Origin of the sequence: Nocardioides sp. NBC_00368, from assembly GCF_036090055.1 — a bacterium.
In the GTDB taxonomy this organism is placed as follows: domain Bacteria; phylum Actinomycetota; class Actinomycetes; order Propionibacteriales; family Nocardioidaceae; genus Nocardioides.
Genome location: NZ_CP107970.1, coordinates 2,091,325 through 2,112,033 on the forward strand (window position 1 = coordinate 2,091,325; position 20,709 = coordinate 2,112,033).

Genomic DNA, 20,709 nt, shown 5'->3' on the forward strand with positions numbered 1-20,709 from the left:
GATGAGGCGACTCAAAGCGTTTCGCGTCGGGTACGGGAACCACTTCGCATCCCTATCCGGTCCGGAAGGCAGCACAGATGAAGGTCCTCGGCGTCAACGCCCTCTTCCACGACCCCAGCGCAGCGCTCGTCATCGACGGCAGGACCGTCGCGGCGACCGAGGAGGAGCGCTTCTCTCGCCGCAAGCACGGCCACCGGCCGGTGCCGTTCGCGGCCTGGGAGCTCCCCGACCACGCCATCCGATGGTGCCTGGAGGAGGCCGGGCTCGAGCCGGGTGACCTGGACGCCGTGGCGTACTCCTACGACTGCTCCCTGGCCCGGCCGGCGGCCGACATGGGGCTGCACGACCCGTGGGACGGCCTGCGCCAGGCGTACGCCTCGCACGCAGCCGACTTCCTCACCAACGTCCTGCCCGGCCTGGACCGGGACGACGTACGCTTCGTGCCCCACCACGTCGCCCACGCTGCCTCCGCGGCGCTGGCCTCGCCGTACGTGGCCGAGGGCAGCGACGTGCTCGTCCTCGACGGCCGCGGTGAGTGCCACAGCCATCTCGCCGGGCGCTACGACCAGAACGGGTCGCTCATGACCCTGCGCACCCAGGAGCTCCCGCACTCGCTCGGCCTGGTCTTCGAGGAGCTCACCGAGCATCTGGGGTTCCTGCGCGCCAACGACGAGTACAAGGTGATGGCGCTCGCCTCCTACGGCAAGCCGTTCGCTTCCAGCGGCCACCGGATGGACGAGCTCACCGAGCGGATCCGGCTCACCGGGGACGGCGGCTTCATCACCGAGCCCATCGACTGGTCCGCCCTGGCACCACGGCTGAGGCCCGGCGAGGACTGGACCGCCGACCATGCCGACCTGGCCGCGAGCGTGCAGCTGCGCTTCGAGGAAGTGCTGGTCGAGCTCGCCCGGTGGCTCCGCACACGGACCGGCGGCAACCACCTGACCCTCGCCGGCGGGGTGGCGCTCAACTGCGTGGCCAACACCCGGCTGGTCGAGCGCAGCGGGTACGAGAACATCTGGGTCCAGCCTGCCGCCGGCGACGCGGGCACGGCGCTCGGGGCGGCCCTGCAGATCGCTGCCGACCAGGGCGACCGCCTCGAGCCCATGCCGGGCGCCGCCCTCGGCCGCGAGTGGTCCGAGGAGGAGATCGAGGCGACGCTGCGTACGGCCCATGTGGCCTACGAGCGCCCCCGCGACCTGGCCGCGACCGTGGCCGAGAGCCTGGCCGGCAACGGGATCGTCGCGTGGTTCCAGGGACGAAGCGAGTTCGGGCCCCGCGCGCTCGGGCACCGTTCGCTGCTCGCCCACCCCGGCCGCCAGGAGAACCTCGAGCGGATCAACGACGTCAAGGGCCGCGAGCAGTTCCGGCCGGTGGCGCCGATGGTGCTCGCCGAGCGCGCGGCCGACATCTTCGAGCGCGGACCGCTGCCCTCGCCCTACATGCTGTTCGTCCACGACGTCACCGCGGAGTGGCACACGCTGATCCCGACGGTGACCCACGTCGACGGCACCGCCCGGGTCCAGACCGTGGACCCTCAGGAGGAACCACTGGTGGCGCGGATGCTCGCCGAGTTCGAGGCCCGGACCGGGCTGCCCGTCGTCGTCAACACCAGCCTCAACACCGCGGGCCGGCCGATGGTCGACTCGCCGCGGGACGCGTTGGAGTGCTTCGGGTCGGCACCGATCGACCTGCTCGCCATCGGCCCGTTCGTCGTACGCCGCGCAAGGACGAATCCATGACCATCGACACCACCATCGTCATCCCGACCGTCGGCCGACCGAGCCTGGGCGTGCTGCTGGACGCGCTGGCGAGGCAGACGGTGCCGCTGCACCACCCCGTGCTCGTGGTCGACGACCGCCCTGACGGCGAAGACCTGATCGTCGGCGACCGGTCGATCGACGTCGAGGTGATCCGCACCGGAGGCGGCGGCCCGGCCCGCGCCCGCAACATCGGCTGGCGGCACACCCGCACGCCCTGGGTCTCGTTCCTCGACGACGACGTGGTGCCGGACGTGTCCTGGTATCGCGACCTCATCGCCGACCTGCGTCTGCTCGAGGACTACCCCGAGCAGGAGATCGTCGGGAGCCAGGGCCGGCTCACCGTCCCGCTTCCCGAGGATCGACGCCCCACCGACTGGGAGCGCGGCACCGCGAGCCTGGAGACGTCGGCGTGGATCACCGCCGACATGAGCTACCGCCGCGACCGGATCGCCGCGGTGGGCGGGTTCGACGAGCGCTTCCAGCGGGCCTTCCGTGAGGACGCCGACCTGGCTCTGCGCCTCGGCGCCGACCGCGGCCGGATCGTCGCCGGCAGCCGCCACGTCACCCACCCCGTGCGGCCCTCCGACGACTGGGCCAGCCTGCGTGCCCAGGCGGGCAATGCCGACGACATCCTGATGCGGGCCGTCCACGGACCGGGCTGGCACGAGCGCGCGAAGGCTCCCGAGGGGCGCCGGAAGGCCCACCTGGCCACCACGGCGGCGGGGGCGCTCGCCATCGCCGGCCTGCTGTCGCGACGGCGCCTGCTCGCCAGGGCCGGGGCCTTGGGGTGGCTCGCGGGCACCGCCGAGCTCGCCTGGCATCGCATCGCGCCCGGTCCGCGGACTCCCGCCGAGATCCGGCGCATGCTGCTGACCAGCGCCGCGATCCCGGCGGCGGCGACCTGGCATCTGCTCCGGGGCGTACGTCGCCACCATCGCGCGACGCCGTGGCGAGGAATCCCGGAGCTGGTCCTGCTCGACCGGGACGGCACCCTGATCGAGGACGTGCCCTACAACGGCGACCCCGACCTGGTACGCCCGCTCCCCGGGGTGCGCGAGGCCCTCGACCGGCTCCGTGCGGAGGGCGTACGACTCATGATCGTGACCAACCAGTCCGGCATCGGCCGAGGCGTCATCAGCGAGCAGCAGGTCGACGCCGTGGACCAGCGGGTCGTCGAGCTCCTCGGCCCGTTCGAGGCGGTGCTCCGCTGCCCGCACTCCCCCGACGACCGCTGCGGGTGTCGCAAACCCGCCCCTGACCTGATCAAACGCGCTCTCGTCAGCACCGACGTACATCCGGACCGGGCGATCATGGTCGGCGACATCGGCAGCGACATGGATGCCGCGAAGCACGCCGGCGTGAGCGGCTGCCTGGTCCCGACGCTGCGGACCCGCCGCGAGGAGATCGACGCAGCCCCGCGCACCGCGGTGGGCCTCGTCCAGGCCGTCGACCTGATGCTGGGAGGCGTGTGGTGAGGACCCTCGTCGTACGCCTTGACTCGATGGGCGACGTGCTTCTCGCCGGCCCGGCGGTGCGCGCGATGGCCGCGACCAGCGACCACGTGACGATGCTGTGCGGCCCGCTCGGCCGCGAGGCCGCCGAGCTGCTGCCGGGCGTCGACGAGGTGCTGTGCTGGGAGGCACCGTGGATCGCCGCGGACCCGCCACCGGTCGATGCCGACGAGGTCGACCTGCTGCGCAAACGGCTCGAGGCCGGGCTGTTCGACCGGGCGGTGATCCTGACCAGCTTCCACCAGTCGCCGCTACCGACCGCACTCGTCCTCAGGCTCGCCGGGATCGGCCGGCTGGCCGCGGTGAGCACCGACTATCCCGGCTCGCTGCTCGACCACCGGGTGCGCGTCGAGGAGGACATCCCCGAGCCCGAACGGGCGCTCGCGGTCGCCATCGCCTGCGGCGGCCGACTGCCCGACGGCGACGACGGCCGGCTCGCGGTCAGGGCCGGCCGGGCTCCGAACGACCTTCTGGCTCCGTACGTCGTCCTCCATCCGGGCACCTCGGCACCAGCACGCGCCTGGCCGGCGGACGGCTTCCGTGACCTGTGCCGACGGCTGAGCGCGCTCGGGATCGGTGTCGTCGTGACCGGCGGCCCCGCGGAACGGCGGCTGACGGCGTACGTCGCCGGGGGCCGTAGCACCGACCTGGGCGGCGAGCTCGCCCTCGACGAGCTCGCCGGCGTCCTCGCCCGGGCCGAGGCGGTGGTGGTCGCCAACACCGGCCCCGCCCATCTGGCCGCAGCCGTCGGCACCCCGGTCGTCTCGCTCTACGCCCCGACGATCAGCGCCGAGCGCTGGGCACCCTACGGCGTCGACCGTGTGCTCCTCGGCGACCAGCACGCTCCCTGTCGCGACACCCGCGCCCGGGAGTGCCCGGTGCCCGGGCACCCGTGCCTGACAAGCGTCACGCCGGAGCATGTCGTCAACGCGCTCGGCACCCTCGGCGTACGTCCACCCGATCTCGTGGGAAGGAGCCGCTGATGCGCGTCGCACTCGTCTCTGAACATGCCAACCCGCTCGCCGCCCTCGGTCGTGAGGACGCCGGTGGTCAGAACGTCCATGTCGCCGCGCTGGCCGCCGGCTTGGCGGAGCGCGGTCACGAGGTGACCGTCTACACCAGGCGCGACGACCTCGGCACGCCGGCGCGTGTCCGGACCGACGGCTACGTGGTCGAGCACGTCCGGGCCGGCCCGCCGGCCGAGGTCGCCAAGGACGACCTCCTCCCCTACATCCCGGAGCTGGCCAGGCACCTGCAGGAGGCCTGGCTCCTCGAGCCGCCCGACCTGGTCCACACCCACTTCTGGATGAGCGGGCTGGCCTCGGTCCCCGGCGTCCGGCAGCAGGGCGTCCCGCTGGTGCAGTCCTTCCACGCCCTCGGATCGGTCAAGCGCCGCCAGCAGGGCGAGGCCGACACCAGCCCGCCCGAGCGGATCGGACACGAGCGGCGGCTGTGCGCGGAGGCCGACACCGTCATCGCGACCTGCACCGACGAGGTCCGCGAGCTTCGCCGTCTCGGCCTGCCCGACGGCCGCGCGACGATCATCCCGTGCGGTGTCGACACCGACCTGTTCCGGCCCGGACCGGGCCGCCTCGCCGACCGGCTGCGGCTGCTCGTCCTGGGCAGGATGGTGCCCCGCAAGGGGTTCGGCAACGTGATCGAGGCCTTCGCCCATCTCGTCCACGACGAGGGGCTCGACGTCGAGCTGGTCGTCGCGGGCGGCCCGTCGCGCAAGGACCTCGACTCCGACCCGGAGGCGCAGCGGCTGCGGCGGATCGCCGAGCACCACCATGTCGCCGGCCGGACGACCTTCCTCGGCAGCGTCGACCGCGACGACGTGCCCGGTCTGATCCGCAGCAGCGACGCCGTCGTCAGCGTGCCCTGGTACGAACCCTTCGGGATCGTCCCGGTCGAGGCGATGGCCTGCGGCCGCCCGGTGGTCGGCACGGCCGTCGGCGGGCTGCTCGACACCGTGGTGCCCGGCGTCACCGGCGACCTGGTGCGGCCGAGGAAGCCCGTCGAGCTGGCGCGTGTCCTGGCGGCGCTGATGCGCGACCCCGACCGACGGCGGCGCTACGGCGAGGCCGGGCGGCGGCGTGCGGTCGAGCGCTACGACTGGCGCCACGTCGTGGCTGCGACCGAGGACCTCTACGAGCGGGTCACCCGACCCGTCAGATCCACCCGATCCATCGATGCGAAGGAGGCAGTCCGATGACCACGACCCCATGTGCCCACGAGCACCTCGCCGAGCTCAGCCAGACTCTGCGGAGGTTCGACGGCTGCGTCGACATCGCCGACCGGTGGGGTGTGCGTCTCGCGCCCGTCCTCGAGTCCGGCGGGCGGCTCCTCGCGGCCGGCAACGGCGGCAGCGCAGCCCAGGCCCAGCACCTGACCGCCGAGCTGGTGGGCCGCTATCGCGAGGACCGCGCACCGTTCTCGGCGATCTGTCTCTCCGCGGAGACCTCCAGCCTGACCGCCATCGGCAACGACTACCCGCCCGAGGAGCTCTTCGCCCGTCAGGTCGAGGCGCACGGCCGGCCCGGCGACGTGCTCGTCCTGATGTCCACCAGCGGACGCAGCGGCAACCTGCTCGCCGCCGCCCGCCGCGGACGGCGCGCCGGGCTGCAGGTCTGGTCGATGACCGGCCCGCTCCCCAACCCGCTCGCCGACCTCTCCGACGAGCACTGCTCCGTCGAAGCGCGCTACACCGCCACCGTGCAGGAGATGCACCTGGTCGCGCTGCACATCATGTGCGCCGCCCTCGATCGCGAGCTCGGCGTCGGCGTCCCGGCGCAGGTCTCGACCGAGGACCTGGAGGCACTGCGATGAGTATCCGGATGGTCATCGTCGGCGACGTCCTGCTCGACGTGGACGTCACCGGAGACGTACGCCGCCGGCTGCCGGAGGCGGACGCGCCGGTCATCGACGACCCCCGAGAGCGGCTGCGTCCCGGTGGCGCCGGCCTCGCGGCGGCCCTCGCAGCCGCCGATGGCCACGAGGTCGTCCTGGTGACCGCGCTGGCGGCCGACGCGGCGGGCTCGCGGATCCACGAGCTGTGCAGCGACGCCGGGATCACGGTCCTCGCGGTCCCGCAGCACGGCACGACTCCGGTCAAGCGCCGGATCATCGCCGAGCAGCAGCCGGTCGCGCGCCTGGACGAGGGTGGCTGCGGTCCGATCGAGCCGGTCCCGGCCGATGCCCTCGACGCGATCGGCGCGGCCGATGCGATCCTCGTCTCCGACTACGGCCAGGGGCTGACGAGCGTGGACAACCTCCGCCGCGCCCTGAGCAGCATCGCCACGACCTCGACGCCGGTCGTGTGGGACCCGCATCCGCGCGGGGAGGCGCCGATCCCGGGCGTACATCTGGCCACTCCCAACCGGGCCGAGGCCGCCACCTTCGCGGGACAGGCTGCGGGCACGGGTACGGGCGCGGGCGCGAGCGAGCACGCGGCCGCCCTGAGGGACGCCTGGCGAGCCCGGGCCGTCTGCGTCACTCTCGGCGCGGACGGCGCCGTCCTGGCCGAGGGCGAGGGGACGCCGACCGCGATCCCCGCCCGCCGCGTCGGCCCGCGGGACACCTGCGGTGCCGGCGACCGGTTCGCGGCCACCGTGACGGCGAGTCTCACCGGCACCTCGGCGACGGAGGTCGCCGTGAAGACCGCCGTCGAGGCGGCCGGTGACTTCGTGGCCGCTGGCGGAGCGGGCTCGTTCGCACCCGCCGAACGGCGGACCACGGACCGCACGCTCGTCGCCACCGGCGGGTGCTTCGACCTCCTCCACGCCGGGCACGTCGCCACCCTTCAGGCGGCACGGCGGCTCGGCGACCGCCTGGTCGTCTGCCTCAACTCCGATGACTCCGTGCGCCGGCTCAAGGGCGAGGACCGCCCGGTCGTCCCCGAGCGGGACCGCGCCCGGCTGCTCGCCGCCCTCGACTGCGTCGACGACGTGGTCGTCTTCGACGAGGACACCCCGATGCACGTGCTCGCCCGCCTCCGCCCCGACATCTGGGTCAAGGGTGGTGACTATGCCGAGGACGACCTCCCCGAGTGCGACCTGCTGGCGACCTGGGGCGGGCGGACGGTCGTGGTGCCCTTCCACGACGGCCACTCCACCACCTCACTCATCGAGACCGCGAGGGCGATGCCGGTCTGATGCGGACGGCGCTCGTCTATCGCGCGCTGGGCCTCGGTGACCTGCTGACCGGCGTGCCGGCGCTCCGCATGCTCCGCCGGGCGCTGCCCGGCCACCGCATCGTGCTCGCCGCTCCCGCCGCCCAGACCGGGCTGATCACCCTCGCCGCCGTCGCCGACGAGGTCATCGCCACCGAGGAGCTCGAGCCGGTCGCCTGGACCGGCCCGCCGCCGGACCTGGCCATCGACCTGCACGGCAACGGTCCCGCCTCCCGCGACCTGCTCCGGGTCCTCGACCCCGGCCGCCTGATCGGCTTCGACGAGCCCGGTGGGCCCGCCTGGGACCCGGACGAGCACGAGCGCCACCGCTGGTGCCGGCTGCTCGCCGAGTCGCTCGACGCGGACACCACCGCTGATCCCGACGACGTCCGCCTCCCCCCTCCCGGTCTGGAGCCGCCTCCCGAGCCGGACGCGATCCTGATCCATCCCGGCGCCGCCTCCGGGAGCCGCCGCTGGCCGACGGACCGGTTCGCCGCCGTCGCCACCCGGATGACGCTCACCGGCGCGCCCGTCCTGGTCACCGGCTCTCCCGCCGAGCGCGACCTTGCCGAGGACGTACGCTCACGGGCCGGTCTCCCGGCCGAGGCGAACGTCGCGGGCAGCACCGACCTGATGGCGCTCACCTCCCTGGTCGGCGCGGCCCGGTTGCTCATCAGCGGAGACACCGGCGTCGCCCACCTGGCATCGGCCCTGGGTACACCGTCGGTCGTCCTGTTCGGACCGACCCCGCCCTCGCGCTGGGGACCGCCTCCTGGCCCTCACATCGCGCTCTGGCGCGGCGACGGCCTCGGCGACCCGCACGCCGCGGTGACCGACCCGGCCCTGCTGCGCCTGCGCGTCGACGAGGTCAACGACGCGGCGCTGCGTATGCTGTCGGCTCGGGGGTGACGTCCTCGCGCCAGCGTGCGGTTCGCTTGAGCCCCTCCTCGAGGGACATCTCCGGCTCCCAGCCGAGCAGCAGCCGGGCGCGGGTCAGGTCGGGGCGGCGTACGTGCGGGTCGTCGGCCGGCAGTGCCACGTGGTGGATCCGCGACTCGGAGCCGGTCAGCTCGATGATCATCCGGGCCAGCTCGAGCATGGTGACCTCGTGGTCGTTGCCGATGTTGACCGGTCCCGCCACATCCGCGCAGGCGAGTCGCAGCAGGCCCTCGACGGTGTCCTCGACCCAGCACAGCGACCGGGTCTGCGAGCCGTCGCCGGCGACCGTCAGCGGCTCCCCGCTCAGGGCCTGGCCGAGGAAGGCCGGCACGACCCGGCCGTCGTCCAGGCTCATCCGGGGACCGTAGGTGTTGAAGAGGCGCGCCACCGCGACGTCGACGCCGCGCTCGCGGGCGTATGCCATGGTGGTCGCCTCGGCGAACCGCTTGCCCTCGTCGTAGACGCTGCGGAGGCCGATCGGGTTGACGTGGCCCCAGTACTCCTCGCGCTGCGGGTGCACCTCGGGCTCCCCGTACACCTCGGAGGTGGAGGTGAGCACGAACCGCGCGTGGTGGCGGTCAGCCAGCTCGAGCGCGTTGACCGTACCCTCGCTCGCCACCCGGAGCGTCTCCAGCGGCAGCCGCTGGTAGTGCACCGGAGAGGCCGGACAGGCCAGGTGCATCACCAGGTCGACCCCGCCGGGGTCGGGGATCGCATGGCTGGCGTCGGCGATCGTGATCGCGAAGCCCGGCCGGCCGAAGAGGTGCTCGATCTTGTCGGCCGAGCCGGTCAGCAGGTTGTCGACGATCCACACCTGCGCCCCGGCGTCCAGAAGACGCTCGCTCAGCCACGACCCGACGAAGCCGGCTCCGCCGGTGACCACCACCCGGGCCCCTCGCAACGACTCCTCCCAGTCGTTCATCGCGGATAGCCCTCGTTCCGCAACATGACGACGGCGCTCTGCAGGCAGGCCTCTTCCGGAAGCGTCACCGCGAACCGGATCAGCTCCGCCACGATCGTCGGGTCCATCATCCGCTCCGGCGCCAGTCCCCACTGGTCCATCATCGGCGTGGCCATCGCCGCCGGGTTGATCGCACTCACCCGGACCGGCCACTCCCGCTCACGCGCCTCGGTCTGCATCACCTCGGTGAGCTTGAGCAGCGCGGCCTTGGAGGAGTTGTACGCAGCAGCACCCGCCCCCACCGTCAGCGCACTGATCGAGGCGATGCTGACGATGTCAGCCACGGGCTGTTTCGGCCCGTCCTCGAGCGCCAGCCGGTGACGTACGAAAGCACGGGAGAGCCGCATCGGGCCGTCGACGTTGACGCCGAAGACGTCGTCCCACTGGTCGTCCTCGATGTCGACCAGGTCCGAGCCACGGTCGGTGCCCGCATTGTTGATCAGCAGGTCGAACCGGCTCCCGAACCGCGCGGAGAGGTCGGCGACCGTCTCGTCGGCGGCCGAGGGTGAGGTGACGTCCAGGTCGACGGCCTCGGTCTCACCCCGCCGAGGCTCACCTCGGATCAGCTCGACGGTCTCCTTGGCGGCCTCGGGGTCGCGGTCGCTGACCACGACGTACGCTCCGGAGACGCTCAACACCCGGCTCGTCGCCCGTCCCAGGCCGCTCCCGGCACCGGTCACGAGTGCGACCCTGCCGTCGAGACTGTTCGTGCCGTTGGTTCCGTTCATGGTGTTCCTCTCAGAGGGCGTCTGGTGCGTCTGACCGAACCGGTACCCGCACTCACCCGTCACAGCCCGGCCGTCCGACTTCCCACCCGAAAGGGTGGTTGCGGCTCACGAGGCGCACACCCGACGGGGTGAACTTGTCTCCTGAGCCGTTGGGACTGGCTCATTTCGGGCACTACCCAAATATGACGACGACAACTTTCGAGACAGACCTCCCCCGAGCCGAGCGCCAGCGTCTGACCTCAGAGCTGTTGGCGGCAGCACACGAGGCGGAAGGAGAGGAGCAGGACCAGCTCATCGAGCAGGTGATCCTGCTCAACGCAGCGGTCGCCCGCTCGATCGCCCACCGCTACACCGGTCGTGGCATCCCCCGCGCCGACCTGGAACAGGTGGCCTACATCGCCCTGGTCCGGGCCGCGAAGAGCTTTCATCCGGACCGTGCCGACGATTTCCTCACCTACGCCGTACCCACCATCCGCGGTGAGGTGAAGCGCTGGTTCCGCGATCACGGCTGGACCGTGCGCCCCCCGCGCCCCATCCAGGAGCTGCAGAGCACGTTGCTGCGGATCGGCTCCGAGCGCGGCAACCTGCCCACCTCCGAGCTGGCGGAGATCGCCGACGTGCCCGAGCAGAAGGTACGGGAGGCACTCGATGCCCGTGGCTGCTTCACCCCCTCCTCGCTGGACGCGCCGCTGCGCCCCAGCGACTCCCAGTCCTCGGGAGAGGCGACGATCGGCGACATGCTGCCGGGCATCGACGGCGGGCTGTCCGACTGCGAGACCCGTCTCGCGCTCGAGCAGGCGATCCATGCGCTGTGCCCGCGCGACCAGCTCGTCGTACGGCTCCGCTTCCTGGAGGACCGCAGTCAGGCAGAGATCGGCGAGGCCATCGGCGTCACCCAGACGCAGGTCTCCCGCATCCTGACCCGGATCATCGACGAGCTCCGCGTCCAGCTCGAGGGCGTGGGGATCGCCGCATGACCCGCACCCGGCCCGGGTACGGGACCACGAAAGCCGACCCCGACAAAGGAGATCTGGCATGACGTACTCGACGATCACCGGTGAGCGCGACGACACCGCCCAGCGCTCGCTGTGGAACGGCACGCCCAAGACCAAGTGGCAGGAGTCGTCCTGGGGCAAGCGGATCGCGGCTGTCGCCGCCTTCCTGGCCCCCGCGGTGATGGCCGTCGCCACCACGGTCATCCGCAAGAAGGGAACCGACGCACTGACGCGAAGGTTCAAGGGAGGTCGGAAGAAGTGAGAACGAAACGCAGCCTCTTCACCTTCGCGCTGGGTGGCGTGGCCGGCTACATCGTCGGCCGCTACCCGGCCGCGACCTACGAGACGCTACGCGACGGAGCCGGCGTCACCGTCGGCATGGCCCGTGATCGGATCGGCACGATGACGCTCCGGTTCGGCCATGCCGGTGACCACCGGGCCCGCACCACGGAGCCGTCGGAGGCCGGTGACGGCTTCGTCGAGCGCACATCGACGGCGTACGTGTCGCGGCCGCATCCGTAGCCTCTTCGTCACCCGTTCCTCGGCGGCTGCCGGCCCCTCGAGCCGGCGGCCGCCGTTTCTTGTCCGGCGGACGCCGGATCTTGTGGTGCGCCCAGAGCGACCCCGCCGCGTCAACCCGGGTGAGGGGCGACGCGGCGGGGTCGGTGTCTCCAGAAGCCGGAACGGTCGGCCCTAGCGGCCGACCGCCTTCTCGAGCTCGGCCTTGTTCATCTTCGAGCGGCCCTTGACGTTCTTGTCCTTGGCCTCCTCGTAGAGCTGGGCCTTGGTGCGCCCACCCGGACCACGGTGGCTGCGGAGCCCACCACGGCGACCGGAGGAGATGTCCTTGGTCGAGGTGCGGCTGCGCTCGCGGGACTCACCCTCACGGGCACGTTCCTTGTTCACCGTACGAGCCGCGATCTCCTCGGCGGTGTCCTCGTTCTCGCCGCGGTCGAGCAGACCCTGCTTGATGTGCTCGTACTGGCGTTCTCGTTTCTTGCTCCAGGCACGTTGCGGCATCTCAGCTCCTCCTTCTCGTTCTCGGCCTCGTTCTCGGCTGGTCGAAGCGCTCTTCGTCATCGGCGACGCGCTTGTTGCGGCGGGCGTCGTAGAGCCAGGCCGTGATACCGACCAGGACGACGATCACCCCGATCACGGTGAAGATGACGGCTGGAGTACTCATGGATGAGCGGTACCCAGATCGGCTCTCTCTTACGCGGCGACCGCGACCCGCATCCGGCGCAGGATCCGCGCGAGCGAACGCGAGACCTGCGCCTGGGTCGCGCCGATCCGCTCGCCGATCTCGGCCTGGGTCAGGCCTTCGGCGTAGCGCAGCCGCAGGATCATCTGGTCGGTCTCGTCGAGCCCCACCAGCGCCTCCTCCACCAGCACTCGCGCCTCGGCACGGTCGAAGCCGGGGTCGACCTCTCCCACCTGCTCCACGAGCGGCCCGGACTCGTCGTCCTGCACCTGCTGGTGACGTACGCAGCGGGCCAGGTCCCGGAAGCAGCGACGCATCTCGCCCTTGGCCATCGGTACGGCGTAGCTCAGGAACTCACCCTGCGCGGGGTCGTAGCGGCGGGCGGCCTTCACCAGCCCCATCCGCGCGGCCTGGCGCAGATCTTCGACCTCGATGCCACGGCCCGAGTAGCGGGCAGCCAGCGAGCGTGCCACCGGGAGGTGGCGTACGACCAGGTCTTCCTGCTGCCGCGGAGCCAGAAGCGTTGGGTCCTGCTGGTTGCTGTCCATACTCCGAGTCTGGCGCGTGAAACGGCCAGAAGCCCCTGCTGAGAGGAGAAATGGCCCCCAGGGGTGAGCTCAACCCCCACAGCACACCCACCCCTGAGGGTTAGAACCGCGGTCCCGGGTCCGTTACCGAGACCGCGGCACCGACAGCGCCGTCGTGGTGTCACTCCCCAAGCCGAAACACAGGGAAGTCACCCAGACTGCTCTGTCGATACGGTATCGGTAACCATCCTGGCCCCTACGGATGCACCCGATTCCACAGAATTCTCATCCGGTGGCGCGAACCCATGGGTGATCGCCCAGCTGACCGCCTGGCTGCGAGTCGTGACCTCGATCTTTCGGTAGGCCTGACGGATGTGGCTCTTGAGCGTGTTCACGCTCACGACGAGCTTGTCGGCGATGTCCTTGTTGGACAGTCCCTGGGTGATCAGCGCGAGCACCTCGACCTCGCGGGTGGTGAGCCCGGCGACCGTGCCGAGCCGGTCCTCGCGCTCCACGATCGGCTCACCGGCCGCGGTCATCTCGATGGTGCGTACGAGATCACCGGCGTGCACGCTCATCGAGACCCAGGCCTGGGCACCGAGCGAGTAGGCCTTGACGCGCAGATCGGGCCGCATGTCACGGCTGAAGATCAGCACCTTGGCGTCGGTCTCCTGCAGCAGATGCACGAGATCGGAGCCGTCGGCCAGGTGCAGACCGAGGGTGTCGTAGAGGATCACGTCGACACCCGGCGCCTTGCTGCGCACCGACGGTAGGGCGGTCACGACCAGCCTGTCGGGATAGTCCGCGAGCATGGTCGTGAGACCCCGCATCACCACTTCCTGCGGGCTGACCACGGCTACCCGCAAAACCCCCTGCCTCATCACACCTGAACCTTCTCAGATCGATGGTCAGTTGGACAGGTGTATGGGCAGAACACGCCGCGGGTACCAGGGAAGACGTCCATCCAGACGCCCTGAGACAGGAGCAACTCATGTCGCACGTGACCGAAGAGCTCAAGAAAGCCGCCGAGCTGCCCGAGGGCGATGTGGTCAGGATCCTGCTGCACCAGCACGCCGGCATCCGTCAGCTCTGCTCGACGGTGGGCAGCTCCGAGGGCCCGGCCAAGCGTCAGGCGTTCGACGACCTCCGCGTCCTGCTCGCCGTGCACGAGACCGCCGAGGAGCTCGTCGTCCACCCGGTCACCTCCACCCACGGCGGGGAGACGTTGGCCAAGGCGCTCAACGCCGATGAGAAGGAAGCCAGCGAGATGCTGGCCCGGCTCGAGGAGTTCGGCGTCGAGAGCCCCGAGTTCGACGAGAGCTTCCCGATCTTCCAGATCGTGGTCGAGCAGCACACCGAGGAGGAGGAGCGCGTCGAGTTCCCGCTGCTGCTCACGACGCTCGACGAGACCTCCCGCCACATGATGGGCAAGCGGCTGACCGCGGCCGAGATGGTCGCCCCCACCCACCCGCACCCCGGCGCTGCGGGCTCGGTGCCCAAGCAACTGGCCACGATGCCGTTCCACTCCGTCGTCGACCGCGTCAAGGACGCGCTGAGCCGATCGTGACGTGGCACAGTGGATGCCGAACGGCATCGACGACAACATCGAAGTCCTCAGATGGGAGCAGAACCATGGTCGAGAAGGAAACCCAGGACCCCGTGACCGGCGCCGACGAGAGCACCGAGGCCCCGATCCCCTTCCCCACCCCCGAGCGGGTCGAGGAGGAAGGCGAAGATCGCGATCGTCAGGACGAGACCGAGGAAGAGACGTTCCCCGCCAGCGACCCGCAGTCCAGCTGGGCAGGCCCGGCGGACCCGCGGGACCGCTGAGAGATCGCGCGACCCTCAGGCCAGGCCCCGGCGCTCCAGCAGCGGAGCGATCGGGGCCGGCCGGCCGCGCCACTCCGCATAGGACTCCAGCGGGTCGCGGGTGCCGCCGATGCCGATCACATAGCGGACGTACGCCTCGCCGTTCTCCCTGGTCAGCCCGCCGTTCTCCTTGAACCACGCGACCGTGTCGGCGTCGAGGACCTCGGACCAGATGTAGGAGTAGTAGGCCGAGGCGTAGCCGCCGAAGATGTGCTTGAAGTAGGCCGTGTAGTAGCGCGGCCGCACCGCCGGGTTGTCCAGACCGACCGCTGCCAGTGCGGCTGCCTCGAACTCCCCCACCGCCTCCGGTGAGGTCGGTACGTCGGCGGGGCCGAGCTCGTGCCAGGCCAGGTCGATCAGCGCTGCGGCCAGGTATTCGGAGGTGGCGAACCCCTCGTTGAACGTGGCGGAAGCCTCCAGCTTGCCCAGCACGTCGGCCGGGATCGGCTCCCCGGTCTCGTAGTGCACCGCGTAGTTGGCGAGCACCTCGGGCCAGAGCATCCACATCTCGTTGACCTGGGACGGGTACTCGACGAAGTCTCGGTAGACCGACGTCGCCGCGAACCGGGGGTAGGTGGCCCGCGCCAGCAGCCCGTGGAGCGCATGCCCGAACTCGTGGAAGAGCGTGTTGACCTCGTCGAACGTCAGCAGCGTCGGCTCACCGGGGGCCGGCTTGGGCACGTTGAGGTTGTTGGTCACGACCGCCGACGGCTCACCGAGCAGCGTGTTGGCGGTGACGTAGGAGTTCATCCAGGCCCCGCCCTTCTTCGAGTCGCGGGTGTAGAGGTCGAGCAGGTAGAGCCCGATCGGCTCGCCGTCGCGGGAGACCTCGAAGACACGTACCTCGGGGTGGTAGCCCTGCAGGTCGGGCCGCTCCTCGAAGGTCAGACCGTAGAGCCGGCCCGCGGCGTAGAAGACGCCGTCGCGCAGCACCCGGTCGGCCTCGAACCACGGCCGTAGCACGGCGAGATCGACGTCGTACTCCGAGGCCCGGACCTTCTCGGCGTAGTAGGGCCAGTCCCAGGCCTCGATCGGCCCACCCGCGGACCCCTCGAGCGCGGCCTGCTCGGCGCGGGCGTTGCGCGCGGCCGGCACCGCCAGCCGCTCCAGCATGTCGCGGACCGCCTTGGGCGTGCCGGCCGTGTTGTCGGCGGTCACCAGCCCCGCGTAGCTGTCGAAGCCGAGCAGCTGCGCCTTCTCGGCCCGCAGCCGCAGCGCGTCGAGCGCGATGGAGCGGGTGTCGTGGTCGTTGCTCCGCGAGCCCCGCGCGAGCTCTGCCTCGAACAGCCGTTGACGCAGCTCCCGGTTCTCCAGCACCGACAGGTAGGGGTGGGCGGTGAACAGGGTCAGCGTGATCAGGTACTTGCCCGCCAGTCCTCTTCCTTCGGCCGCCGCGGCTGCCGCCGAGATCTCGCCCGGGGTCAGGCCGGCGAGCTCCTCGACGGTGTCGACGACCACGGCCAGGTCGTTGGAGTCGGCCTGCGCAGCCTGCGCGAAGGCCGCCTCGAGCCCGGAGATCTCCTGGTTGAGCAGCCGCAGTCGCGCCTTCTCCGAGGCTCCCAGCGCGGCCCCCGCGAGCACGAAGTCGCGGTGGTAGCGCTCGACCAGGTAGCGGTCCTCGCCCTCCAGCTCGTCCCGCTTGTCGTAGACGGCGTTCACCCGTGCGAAGAGCGCGTCGTCGAGGAGCAGCGCGTCGTGGTGGGCCGCCAGCCGAGGAGCGTACGCAGCATTCAGCTCGTCCAGGGCGTCGCAGGAGTCCGCGGACAGCAGTGAGAAGAAGACCCGCAGGACCCGGTCCAGCGTCTCCCCCGACCGTTCCAGGGCGACGAGGGTGTTCTCGAAGGTCGGCTCCTCGGCGGAGGAGGTGATCGTGGTGAGCGCCGCCAGCTGCTCGGCCATCCCGCGCTCGATCGCCGGGCCGTAGTCGTCGATCGAGATGTCCGCGAATCGGGGCAGTCGGTGGGGCAGGTCGCTGGGCTCGAGTAGGGCGTGGATCACATCGCGCACGCTATCTGACACAGCCCGAAGCCGTCGCCGCGATATCGGCTACCTTGGCCCCATGGCCGATTTCGATGACCTGCTTGCCGCGAACCGTGAATACGCCGAGAAGTTCGACAACGGAGGCTTCGACGGCGTCGCCCATGCCGGCGTCGCCATCGTGACCTGCATGGACTCCCGCATCGAGCCGCTCGCCCTGCTGGGCCTGGGCCTCGGCGACGCCAAGATCTTCCGCAACCCCGGCGGCCGCGTCACCCCGCAGGCGATGGAGGCGCTGGTGCTCGGCGTGCACCTCCTCAACGTCAAGCGCATCCTGGTCGTGCCCCACACCCGCTGTGCGGTCGCCTCCAACACCGAGGGCGAGCTGCGCGCCAAGCTCGCCGAGTCCGCCGGCCAAGACGCCTCCTGGCTCGACCTGACCGTCGTCGTCGACGACCAGGTCCGCGCCCTCGCCGAGGACGTCGCCAAGGTCCGCTCGCACCCGTTCGTCCCCGAGGACGTCAAGGTCGGCGGGTTCATCTACGACGTCGACACGGGTCTGCTCACTCAGAAAGTCTGAGCCCGCGAACCCGCGAAGCGGGTCGCGGTCGACGAAATCGGTGCAAACCCCGATGCGCGTTCACCATGGGTGAGCCAGAGTTGGGGTCGTGACCGACGCAGACCGACTCGAGATCGCCGCCCAGGCGATCGACCTGCACAAGACCTACGGGAAGGGCGCCGCGGAGGTCCGCGCGCTCGACGGCGTGAGCCTGGACCTCTACGCGGGACAGTTCACCGCCATCATGGGGCCCTCGGGCTCCGGCAAGTCGACGCTGATGCACTGCCTGGCGGCGCTCGACAAGCCCACGACCGGCGAGGTGATCGTCGGCGGTCGCAAGCTCGGCAGGATGCGCGACCGCCGGCTCACCGCACTGCGTCGCGACAAGATCGGGTTCGTCTTCCAGGCGTTCAATCTGGTGCCGACGCTCACCGCGCAGGAGAACATCCTGCTGCCGCTCTCGCTGGCCAGGAAGAAGCCCGAGAAGGAGTGGTTCGACCAGGTCATCGACACGGTCGACCTGCGGCCGCGGCTCAAGCACAAGCCGAGCGAGCTCTCCGGTGGCCAGCAGCAGCGGGTCGCCTGTGCCCGCGCGCTGGTCTCCAGGCCCGACATCGTCTTCGCCGACGAGCCGACCGGCAACCTCGACTCCACCTCGGCCGCCCAGGTGCTCGACTTCCTGCGCCGTAGCGTCGACGACCTGGGCCAGACCATCGTCATGGTCTCCCACGACCCGGTCGCCGCCTCCTACTGCGACCGCGTGGTCTTCCTGGCAGACGGCCGCATCGTCGACGAGCTGGCCAAGCCGACCCGCGAGGAGATCCTCGCGCACATGTCCGACCTGCAGTCCCGGGCCATGGGACTGACCCCGATCGGCGAAGGCGCCTGAGGTGCTCCGGCTGACGCTGCGCAACCTCGCCGCGCACAAGGTGCGCCTGATCATGTCGACGCTCGCCATCGTCCTGGGCGTGGCGTTCCTGGCCGGCGTGCTCACCTTCTCCCACGGGCTCGACCGCACCTTCTCCGGGATCATCAACGGCTCCACGCCCGACGGCCAGGTGCGGCCGGTCAACAGCGCCAGCTCGGCCGAGGCCAGCCGCCCCGGCGGTGGCGGCGCGGCGATGCTGGAGCCCGAGACCATCGAGAGGCTGCGTACGCTCCCCGAGGTCGCCCGCGCCGACGGCGTCGTCCAGGGGTTCGGCCTCTACGTCCTCGACACCGACGACAAGCTGGTCAGCAGCTCGGGCGCGCCGACGCTGGCCTTCAACCACACCGGCACCCCCAACCTGCTCGGCGAGCCGTCGCTCGAGCTCACCCTGGGAAGCTGGCCGACCGGGAACAAGGAGCTCGTCCTCGACGAGGGGACGGCGGAGAAGGCCGGCTACCGGGTGGGCGACTCGGTCACGCTGATCGCGCCCCAGGGCGAGACCCGCCGCAAGGTCACCCTCACCGGCATCGCCGCCTTCAACGGGGGTGGCACCGCCGGCGCGCAGCTGCTGATCTTCAGCACAGCCGGCGCGCAGAGCCTGTTCACCGACGGCAAGGACGTCTACTCCGGGATCTCGTTGACCGCCGCCCCCGGCGTCAGCCAGAAGGAGCTCGCCGAGGCCGCGAACACGGTGGTCCCGAAGGGCTTCGAGGCCGTCACCGGCGACAAGGTGGTCGAAGAGTCCGAGGACGCCATCGGTGAGTTCCTCGACGTGATCTCGGTCTTCCTGATCGTCTTCGCGGTGATCGCGGTGATCGTCGGCGCCTTCATCATCGTCAACACCTTCTCGATCCTGATCGCGCAGCGCTCGCGTCAGCTGGCGCTGCTGCGGGCCCTGGGTGCCTCCCGCCGCCAGGTCACCGCCTCGGTCCTCTTCGAGGCGCTGGTGATGGCGCTGGTCGCGGCCACCCTCGGCATCCTCGCCGGCTGGGGACTCGCCCACGGACTGGCCGCCGCCTTCCGCCAGGCGGGGCTGGAGATCGCCTCCGACGTGCTCGTCCTCACCCCGCGCACCATCTGGATCTCCTACGCCGTGGGCGTCTGCGTCACGCTCGCCGCCGCCCTGCTCCCTTCCCGCCGGGCCGCCAAGGTGCCGCCGGTGGCAGCGATGCGCGAGGACACCCAGCCTCCGGCCAGGTCCACCATCCTGCGTACGTCGGTGGGGCTCGTCCTGCTGGCCGCCGGCCTCGTGCTCGCGGCGATGCCGAGAATCGGGATTCCGGAGATCAGCCTGCCGGGTGGTTTCGACGTGCCCACCAGTCCAGCCCTGTGGGTGGGCGTCGGTGCCGGGGTCTCGATCCTCTCGGTCGCCTGGATCAGCGCGTTCCTGGGCCGCCCCGTGCTCGCGGCGCTGCGTACGGTCTCAGGGGCGGTCTTCGGGATGACCGGCAAGCTGGCGGGGCAGAACGCGATGCGCGACCCCCGGCGCACCGGCGCCACCGCCTCCGCACTGATGATCGGGCTCGCGCTCGTCTCGCTGATCGGGGTGCTCGCCGCCTCGATGAACGCCTCGATCACCGATGTCGTCGAGGAGCAGTTCAAGCCCGACCTGGTCGTGCAGAGCCCGACCTTCACCCCGTTCCCGACCTCGATCGGCGACGAGATGGAGAAGGTCGAGGGCGTGGCCACCGTCTCCCGCTCCCAGATCGCCCAGGCCGTCGTGGGCGAGGTCGATCTGCGCAACCCGAAGAACAACGAGGCCACGTTCCTCTTCGGCGTCGACCAGCACCTGTCGAAGGTCTACGACCTCGACGTGCTCGAGGGCAGCGACGACGTCAAGCCGGGTCAGGTGCTCGTCACCGACGAGGCCGCGAAGAAGCACAAGTGGCGGCTCGGTGACCGCATCGATCTCACCTTCGTCAGCGGTCGCCAGGCCCACCCCCAGATCAGCGGGATCATCGCGCAGAGCCAGGTGACCGGGGACATCACCCTGCGCATCGAGGACCTCGTGGCCGCCAAGGTGCCGCGGGAGGACGCCTCGCTCAGCATCCTGCTCGCGCGGGGAGCCGATCCGGACGTCGTCCACGACCGTCTCGACAAGCTCGTCGAGGACCGCCCCGTGGTCGCGGTGCAGGACAAGGACGAGTTCGCCGAGTCGATCAAGGGGCAGGTCAACCAGCTGCTCTACATGATCTACGGCCTGCTCGCGCTGGCGATCGTGATCGCGGTGATCGGCATCGTCAACACCCTCGGCCTCAGCGTCATCGAGCGCACCCGCGAGATCGGCCTGCTGCGCGCCATCGGACTCTCCCGCGGCCAGCTGCGCCGGATGATCACCCTCGAGTCGGTGACCATCTCGGTGCTCGGGGCGGTGCTCGGGCTCGGCCTCGGCGTGCTCTTCGGCGTGCTGCTGCGCGACGCGCTGCGCGAGGACCTGACCAGCCTGTGGGTGCCGCTCGACCAGCTGGCCGTCTTCTTGGGGATCGCGGTGGTCGTCGGGGTGCTGGCCGCTCTCCTGCCCGCCATCCGCGCCGGGAGGGAAGACGTCCTCGAGGCGATCGCCACGGAGTAGCCTGCGGG

General features: G+C 71.0%; 22 protein-coding genes. 15 read left to right on the forward strand and 7 right to left on the reverse strand.

Annotated elements, in window-relative coordinates:
* The first annotated feature begins 77 nt into the window (after positions 1 to 77).
* Genes OG984_RS09975 through OG984_RS10005 form a run of 7 tightly spaced genes read left to right on the forward strand, consistent with a single transcriptional unit; the run spans position 78 to position 8,354 of the window.
* Positions 78 to 1,742, forward strand: a complete 1,665-nt coding sequence (locus OG984_RS09975) for a carbamoyltransferase family protein (protein WP_328531436.1) — start codon at positions 78 to 80, stop codon at positions 1,740 to 1,742.
* Positions 1,739 to 3,238, forward strand: coding sequence for an HAD-IIIA family hydrolase (locus OG984_RS09980; protein WP_328531437.1), 1,500 nt, complete (start codon positions 1,739 to 1,741; stop codon positions 3,236 to 3,238). Before OG984_RS09975 ends, OG984_RS09980 begins: the two co-directional genes overlap by 4 nt.
* A complete protein-coding gene (locus tag OG984_RS09985; RefSeq protein WP_328531438.1) occupies positions 3,235 to 4,257 on the forward strand; it encodes a glycosyltransferase family 9 protein in 1,023 nt (340 codons plus the stop codon). Before OG984_RS09980 ends, OG984_RS09985 begins: the two co-directional genes overlap by 4 nt.
* Positions 4,257 to 5,489 carry a glycosyltransferase gene (locus tag OG984_RS09990; protein WP_328531439.1) on the forward strand — a complete coding sequence of 411 codons (1,233 nt, stop codon included), beginning with the start codon at positions 4,257 to 4,259 and terminating at the stop codon, positions 5,487 to 5,489. The genes OG984_RS09985 and OG984_RS09990 overlap by 1 nt, the downstream gene beginning before the upstream one ends.
* Positions 5,486 to 6,103, forward strand: coding sequence for a D-sedoheptulose-7-phosphate isomerase (locus OG984_RS09995; protein ID WP_328531440.1), 618 nt, complete (start codon positions 5,486 to 5,488; stop codon positions 6,101 to 6,103). The genes OG984_RS09990 and OG984_RS09995 overlap by 4 nt, the downstream gene beginning before the upstream one ends.
* Positions 6,100 to 7,428 (forward strand): D-glycero-beta-D-manno-heptose 1-phosphate adenylyltransferase, encoded by a 1,329-nt coding sequence (rfaE2, locus tag OG984_RS10000; RefSeq protein ID WP_328531441.1) that lies wholly within the window; start codon positions 6,100 to 6,102, stop codon positions 7,426 to 7,428. The genes OG984_RS09995 and rfaE2 overlap by 4 nt, the downstream gene beginning before the upstream one ends.
* Positions 7,428 to 8,354, forward strand: a complete 927-nt coding sequence (locus tag OG984_RS10005; RefSeq protein ID WP_328531442.1) for a glycosyltransferase family 9 protein — start codon at positions 7,428 to 7,430, stop codon at positions 8,352 to 8,354. The genes rfaE2 and OG984_RS10005 overlap by 1 nt, the downstream gene beginning before the upstream one ends.
* Here OG984_RS10005 and OG984_RS10010 read toward each other — a convergent pair.
* Positions 8,314 to 9,306, reverse strand: coding sequence for a UDP-glucuronic acid decarboxylase family protein (locus tag OG984_RS10010; protein ID WP_328531443.1), 993 nt, complete (start codon positions 9,304 to 9,306; stop codon positions 8,314 to 8,316). The two genes, OG984_RS10005 and OG984_RS10010, sit on opposite strands and share 41 nt — an antisense overlap.
* Positions 9,303 to 10,073 carry an SDR family oxidoreductase gene (locus tag OG984_RS10015; RefSeq protein ID WP_328531444.1) on the reverse strand — a complete coding sequence of 257 codons (771 nt, stop codon included), beginning with the start codon at positions 10,071 to 10,073 and terminating at the stop codon, positions 9,303 to 9,305. The genes OG984_RS10010 and OG984_RS10015 overlap by 4 nt, the downstream gene beginning before the upstream one ends.
* Before the next feature lie 182 nt (positions 10,074 to 10,255).
* Here OG984_RS10015 and OG984_RS10020 point away from each other — a divergent pair, with 182 nt between their 5' ends.
* From OG984_RS10020 to OG984_RS10030, 3 genes are read left to right on the forward strand one after another with little or no spacing between them, the layout of a single operon-like run.
* Positions 10,256 to 11,050: a sigma-70 family RNA polymerase sigma factor gene (locus tag OG984_RS10020; RefSeq protein ID WP_328531445.1), complete on the forward strand. Its 795-nt coding sequence runs from the start codon at positions 10,256 to 10,258 to the stop codon at positions 11,048 to 11,050.
* A gap of 58 nt (positions 11,051 to 11,108) precedes the next feature.
* The gene (locus tag OG984_RS10025; RefSeq protein ID WP_328531446.1) at positions 11,109 to 11,330 is read left to right on the forward strand and encodes a hypothetical protein; all 222 of its coding nucleotides are present in this window, start codon (positions 11,109 to 11,111) and stop codon (positions 11,328 to 11,330) included.
* A complete protein-coding gene (locus OG984_RS10030; RefSeq protein WP_328531447.1) occupies positions 11,327 to 11,590 on the forward strand; it encodes a hypothetical protein in 264 nt (87 codons plus the stop codon). The genes OG984_RS10025 and OG984_RS10030 overlap by 4 nt, the downstream gene beginning before the upstream one ends.
* 171 nt (positions 11,591 to 11,761) lie before the next feature.
* Here OG984_RS10030 and OG984_RS10035 read toward each other — a convergent pair whose 3' ends face one another.
* From OG984_RS10035 to OG984_RS10050, 4 genes are all read right to left on the reverse strand, one after another.
* On the reverse strand, positions 11,762 to 12,088 hold the full coding sequence (locus tag OG984_RS10035) for a plasmid stabilization protein (RefSeq protein ID WP_328531448.1): 327 nt from the start codon (positions 12,086 to 12,088) through the stop codon (positions 11,762 to 11,764).
* A gap of 1 nt (position 12,089) precedes the next feature.
* Positions 12,090 to 12,251 carry a hypothetical protein gene (locus OG984_RS10040; protein WP_328531449.1) on the reverse strand — a complete coding sequence of 54 codons (162 nt, stop codon included), beginning with the start codon at positions 12,249 to 12,251 and terminating at the stop codon, positions 12,090 to 12,092.
* A 29-nt stretch (positions 12,252 to 12,280) separates the two neighbouring features.
* The gene (locus OG984_RS10045; RefSeq protein ID WP_328531450.1) at positions 12,281 to 12,817 is read right to left on the reverse strand and encodes a sigma-70 family RNA polymerase sigma factor; all 537 of its coding nucleotides are present in this window, start codon (positions 12,815 to 12,817) and stop codon (positions 12,281 to 12,283) included.
* 188 nt (positions 12,818 to 13,005) lie between these two features.
* Entirely contained in the window at positions 13,006 to 13,626 is a 621-nt protein-coding gene (locus OG984_RS10050) for a response regulator transcription factor (RefSeq protein ID WP_328531451.1), read from the reverse strand.
* Between the two features lie 161 nt (positions 13,627 to 13,787).
* On the opposite strand from OG984_RS10050, the gene OG984_RS10055 reads away from it, so the two are divergent.
* Together OG984_RS10055 and OG984_RS10060 are read left to right on the forward strand one after the other, a co-directional pair.
* On the forward strand, positions 13,788 to 14,363 hold the full coding sequence (locus OG984_RS10055) for a hemerythrin domain-containing protein (RefSeq protein WP_328531452.1): 576 nt from the start codon (positions 13,788 to 13,790) through the stop codon (positions 14,361 to 14,363).
* A 65-nt stretch (positions 14,364 to 14,428) separates the two neighbouring features.
* On the forward strand, positions 14,429 to 14,626 hold the full coding sequence (locus tag OG984_RS10060) for a hypothetical protein (RefSeq protein ID WP_328531453.1): 198 nt from the start codon (positions 14,429 to 14,431) through the stop codon (positions 14,624 to 14,626).
* A gap of 15 nt (positions 14,627 to 14,641) precedes the next feature.
* Here the strand turns inward: OG984_RS10060 and OG984_RS10065 are convergent, their stop codons facing one another.
* Positions 14,642 to 16,663 carry a M3 family metallopeptidase gene (locus tag OG984_RS10065; protein WP_328531454.1) on the reverse strand — a complete coding sequence of 674 codons (2,022 nt, stop codon included), beginning with the start codon at positions 16,661 to 16,663 and terminating at the stop codon, positions 14,642 to 14,644.
* 61 nt (positions 16,664 to 16,724) lie between these two features.
* Between OG984_RS10065 and OG984_RS10070 the strand changes: the two genes are divergently transcribed.
* From OG984_RS10070 to OG984_RS10080, 3 genes are all read left to right on the forward strand, one after another.
* Positions 16,725 to 17,222: a beta-class carbonic anhydrase gene (locus OG984_RS10070; RefSeq protein WP_328531455.1), complete on the forward strand. Its 498-nt coding sequence runs from the start codon at positions 16,725 to 16,727 to the stop codon at positions 17,220 to 17,222.
* Positions 17,223 to 17,310: 88 nt separating this feature from the next.
* Positions 17,311 to 18,090 (forward strand): ABC transporter ATP-binding protein, encoded by a 780-nt coding sequence (locus OG984_RS10075; RefSeq protein WP_328531456.1) that lies wholly within the window; start codon positions 17,311 to 17,313, stop codon positions 18,088 to 18,090.
* Position 18,091: 1 nt separating this feature from the next.
* Positions 18,092 to 20,701: an ABC transporter permease gene (locus tag OG984_RS10080; protein WP_328531457.1), complete on the forward strand. Its 2,610-nt coding sequence runs from the start codon at positions 18,092 to 18,094 to the stop codon at positions 20,699 to 20,701.
* Positions 20,702 to 20,709 lie beyond the last annotated feature (8 nt).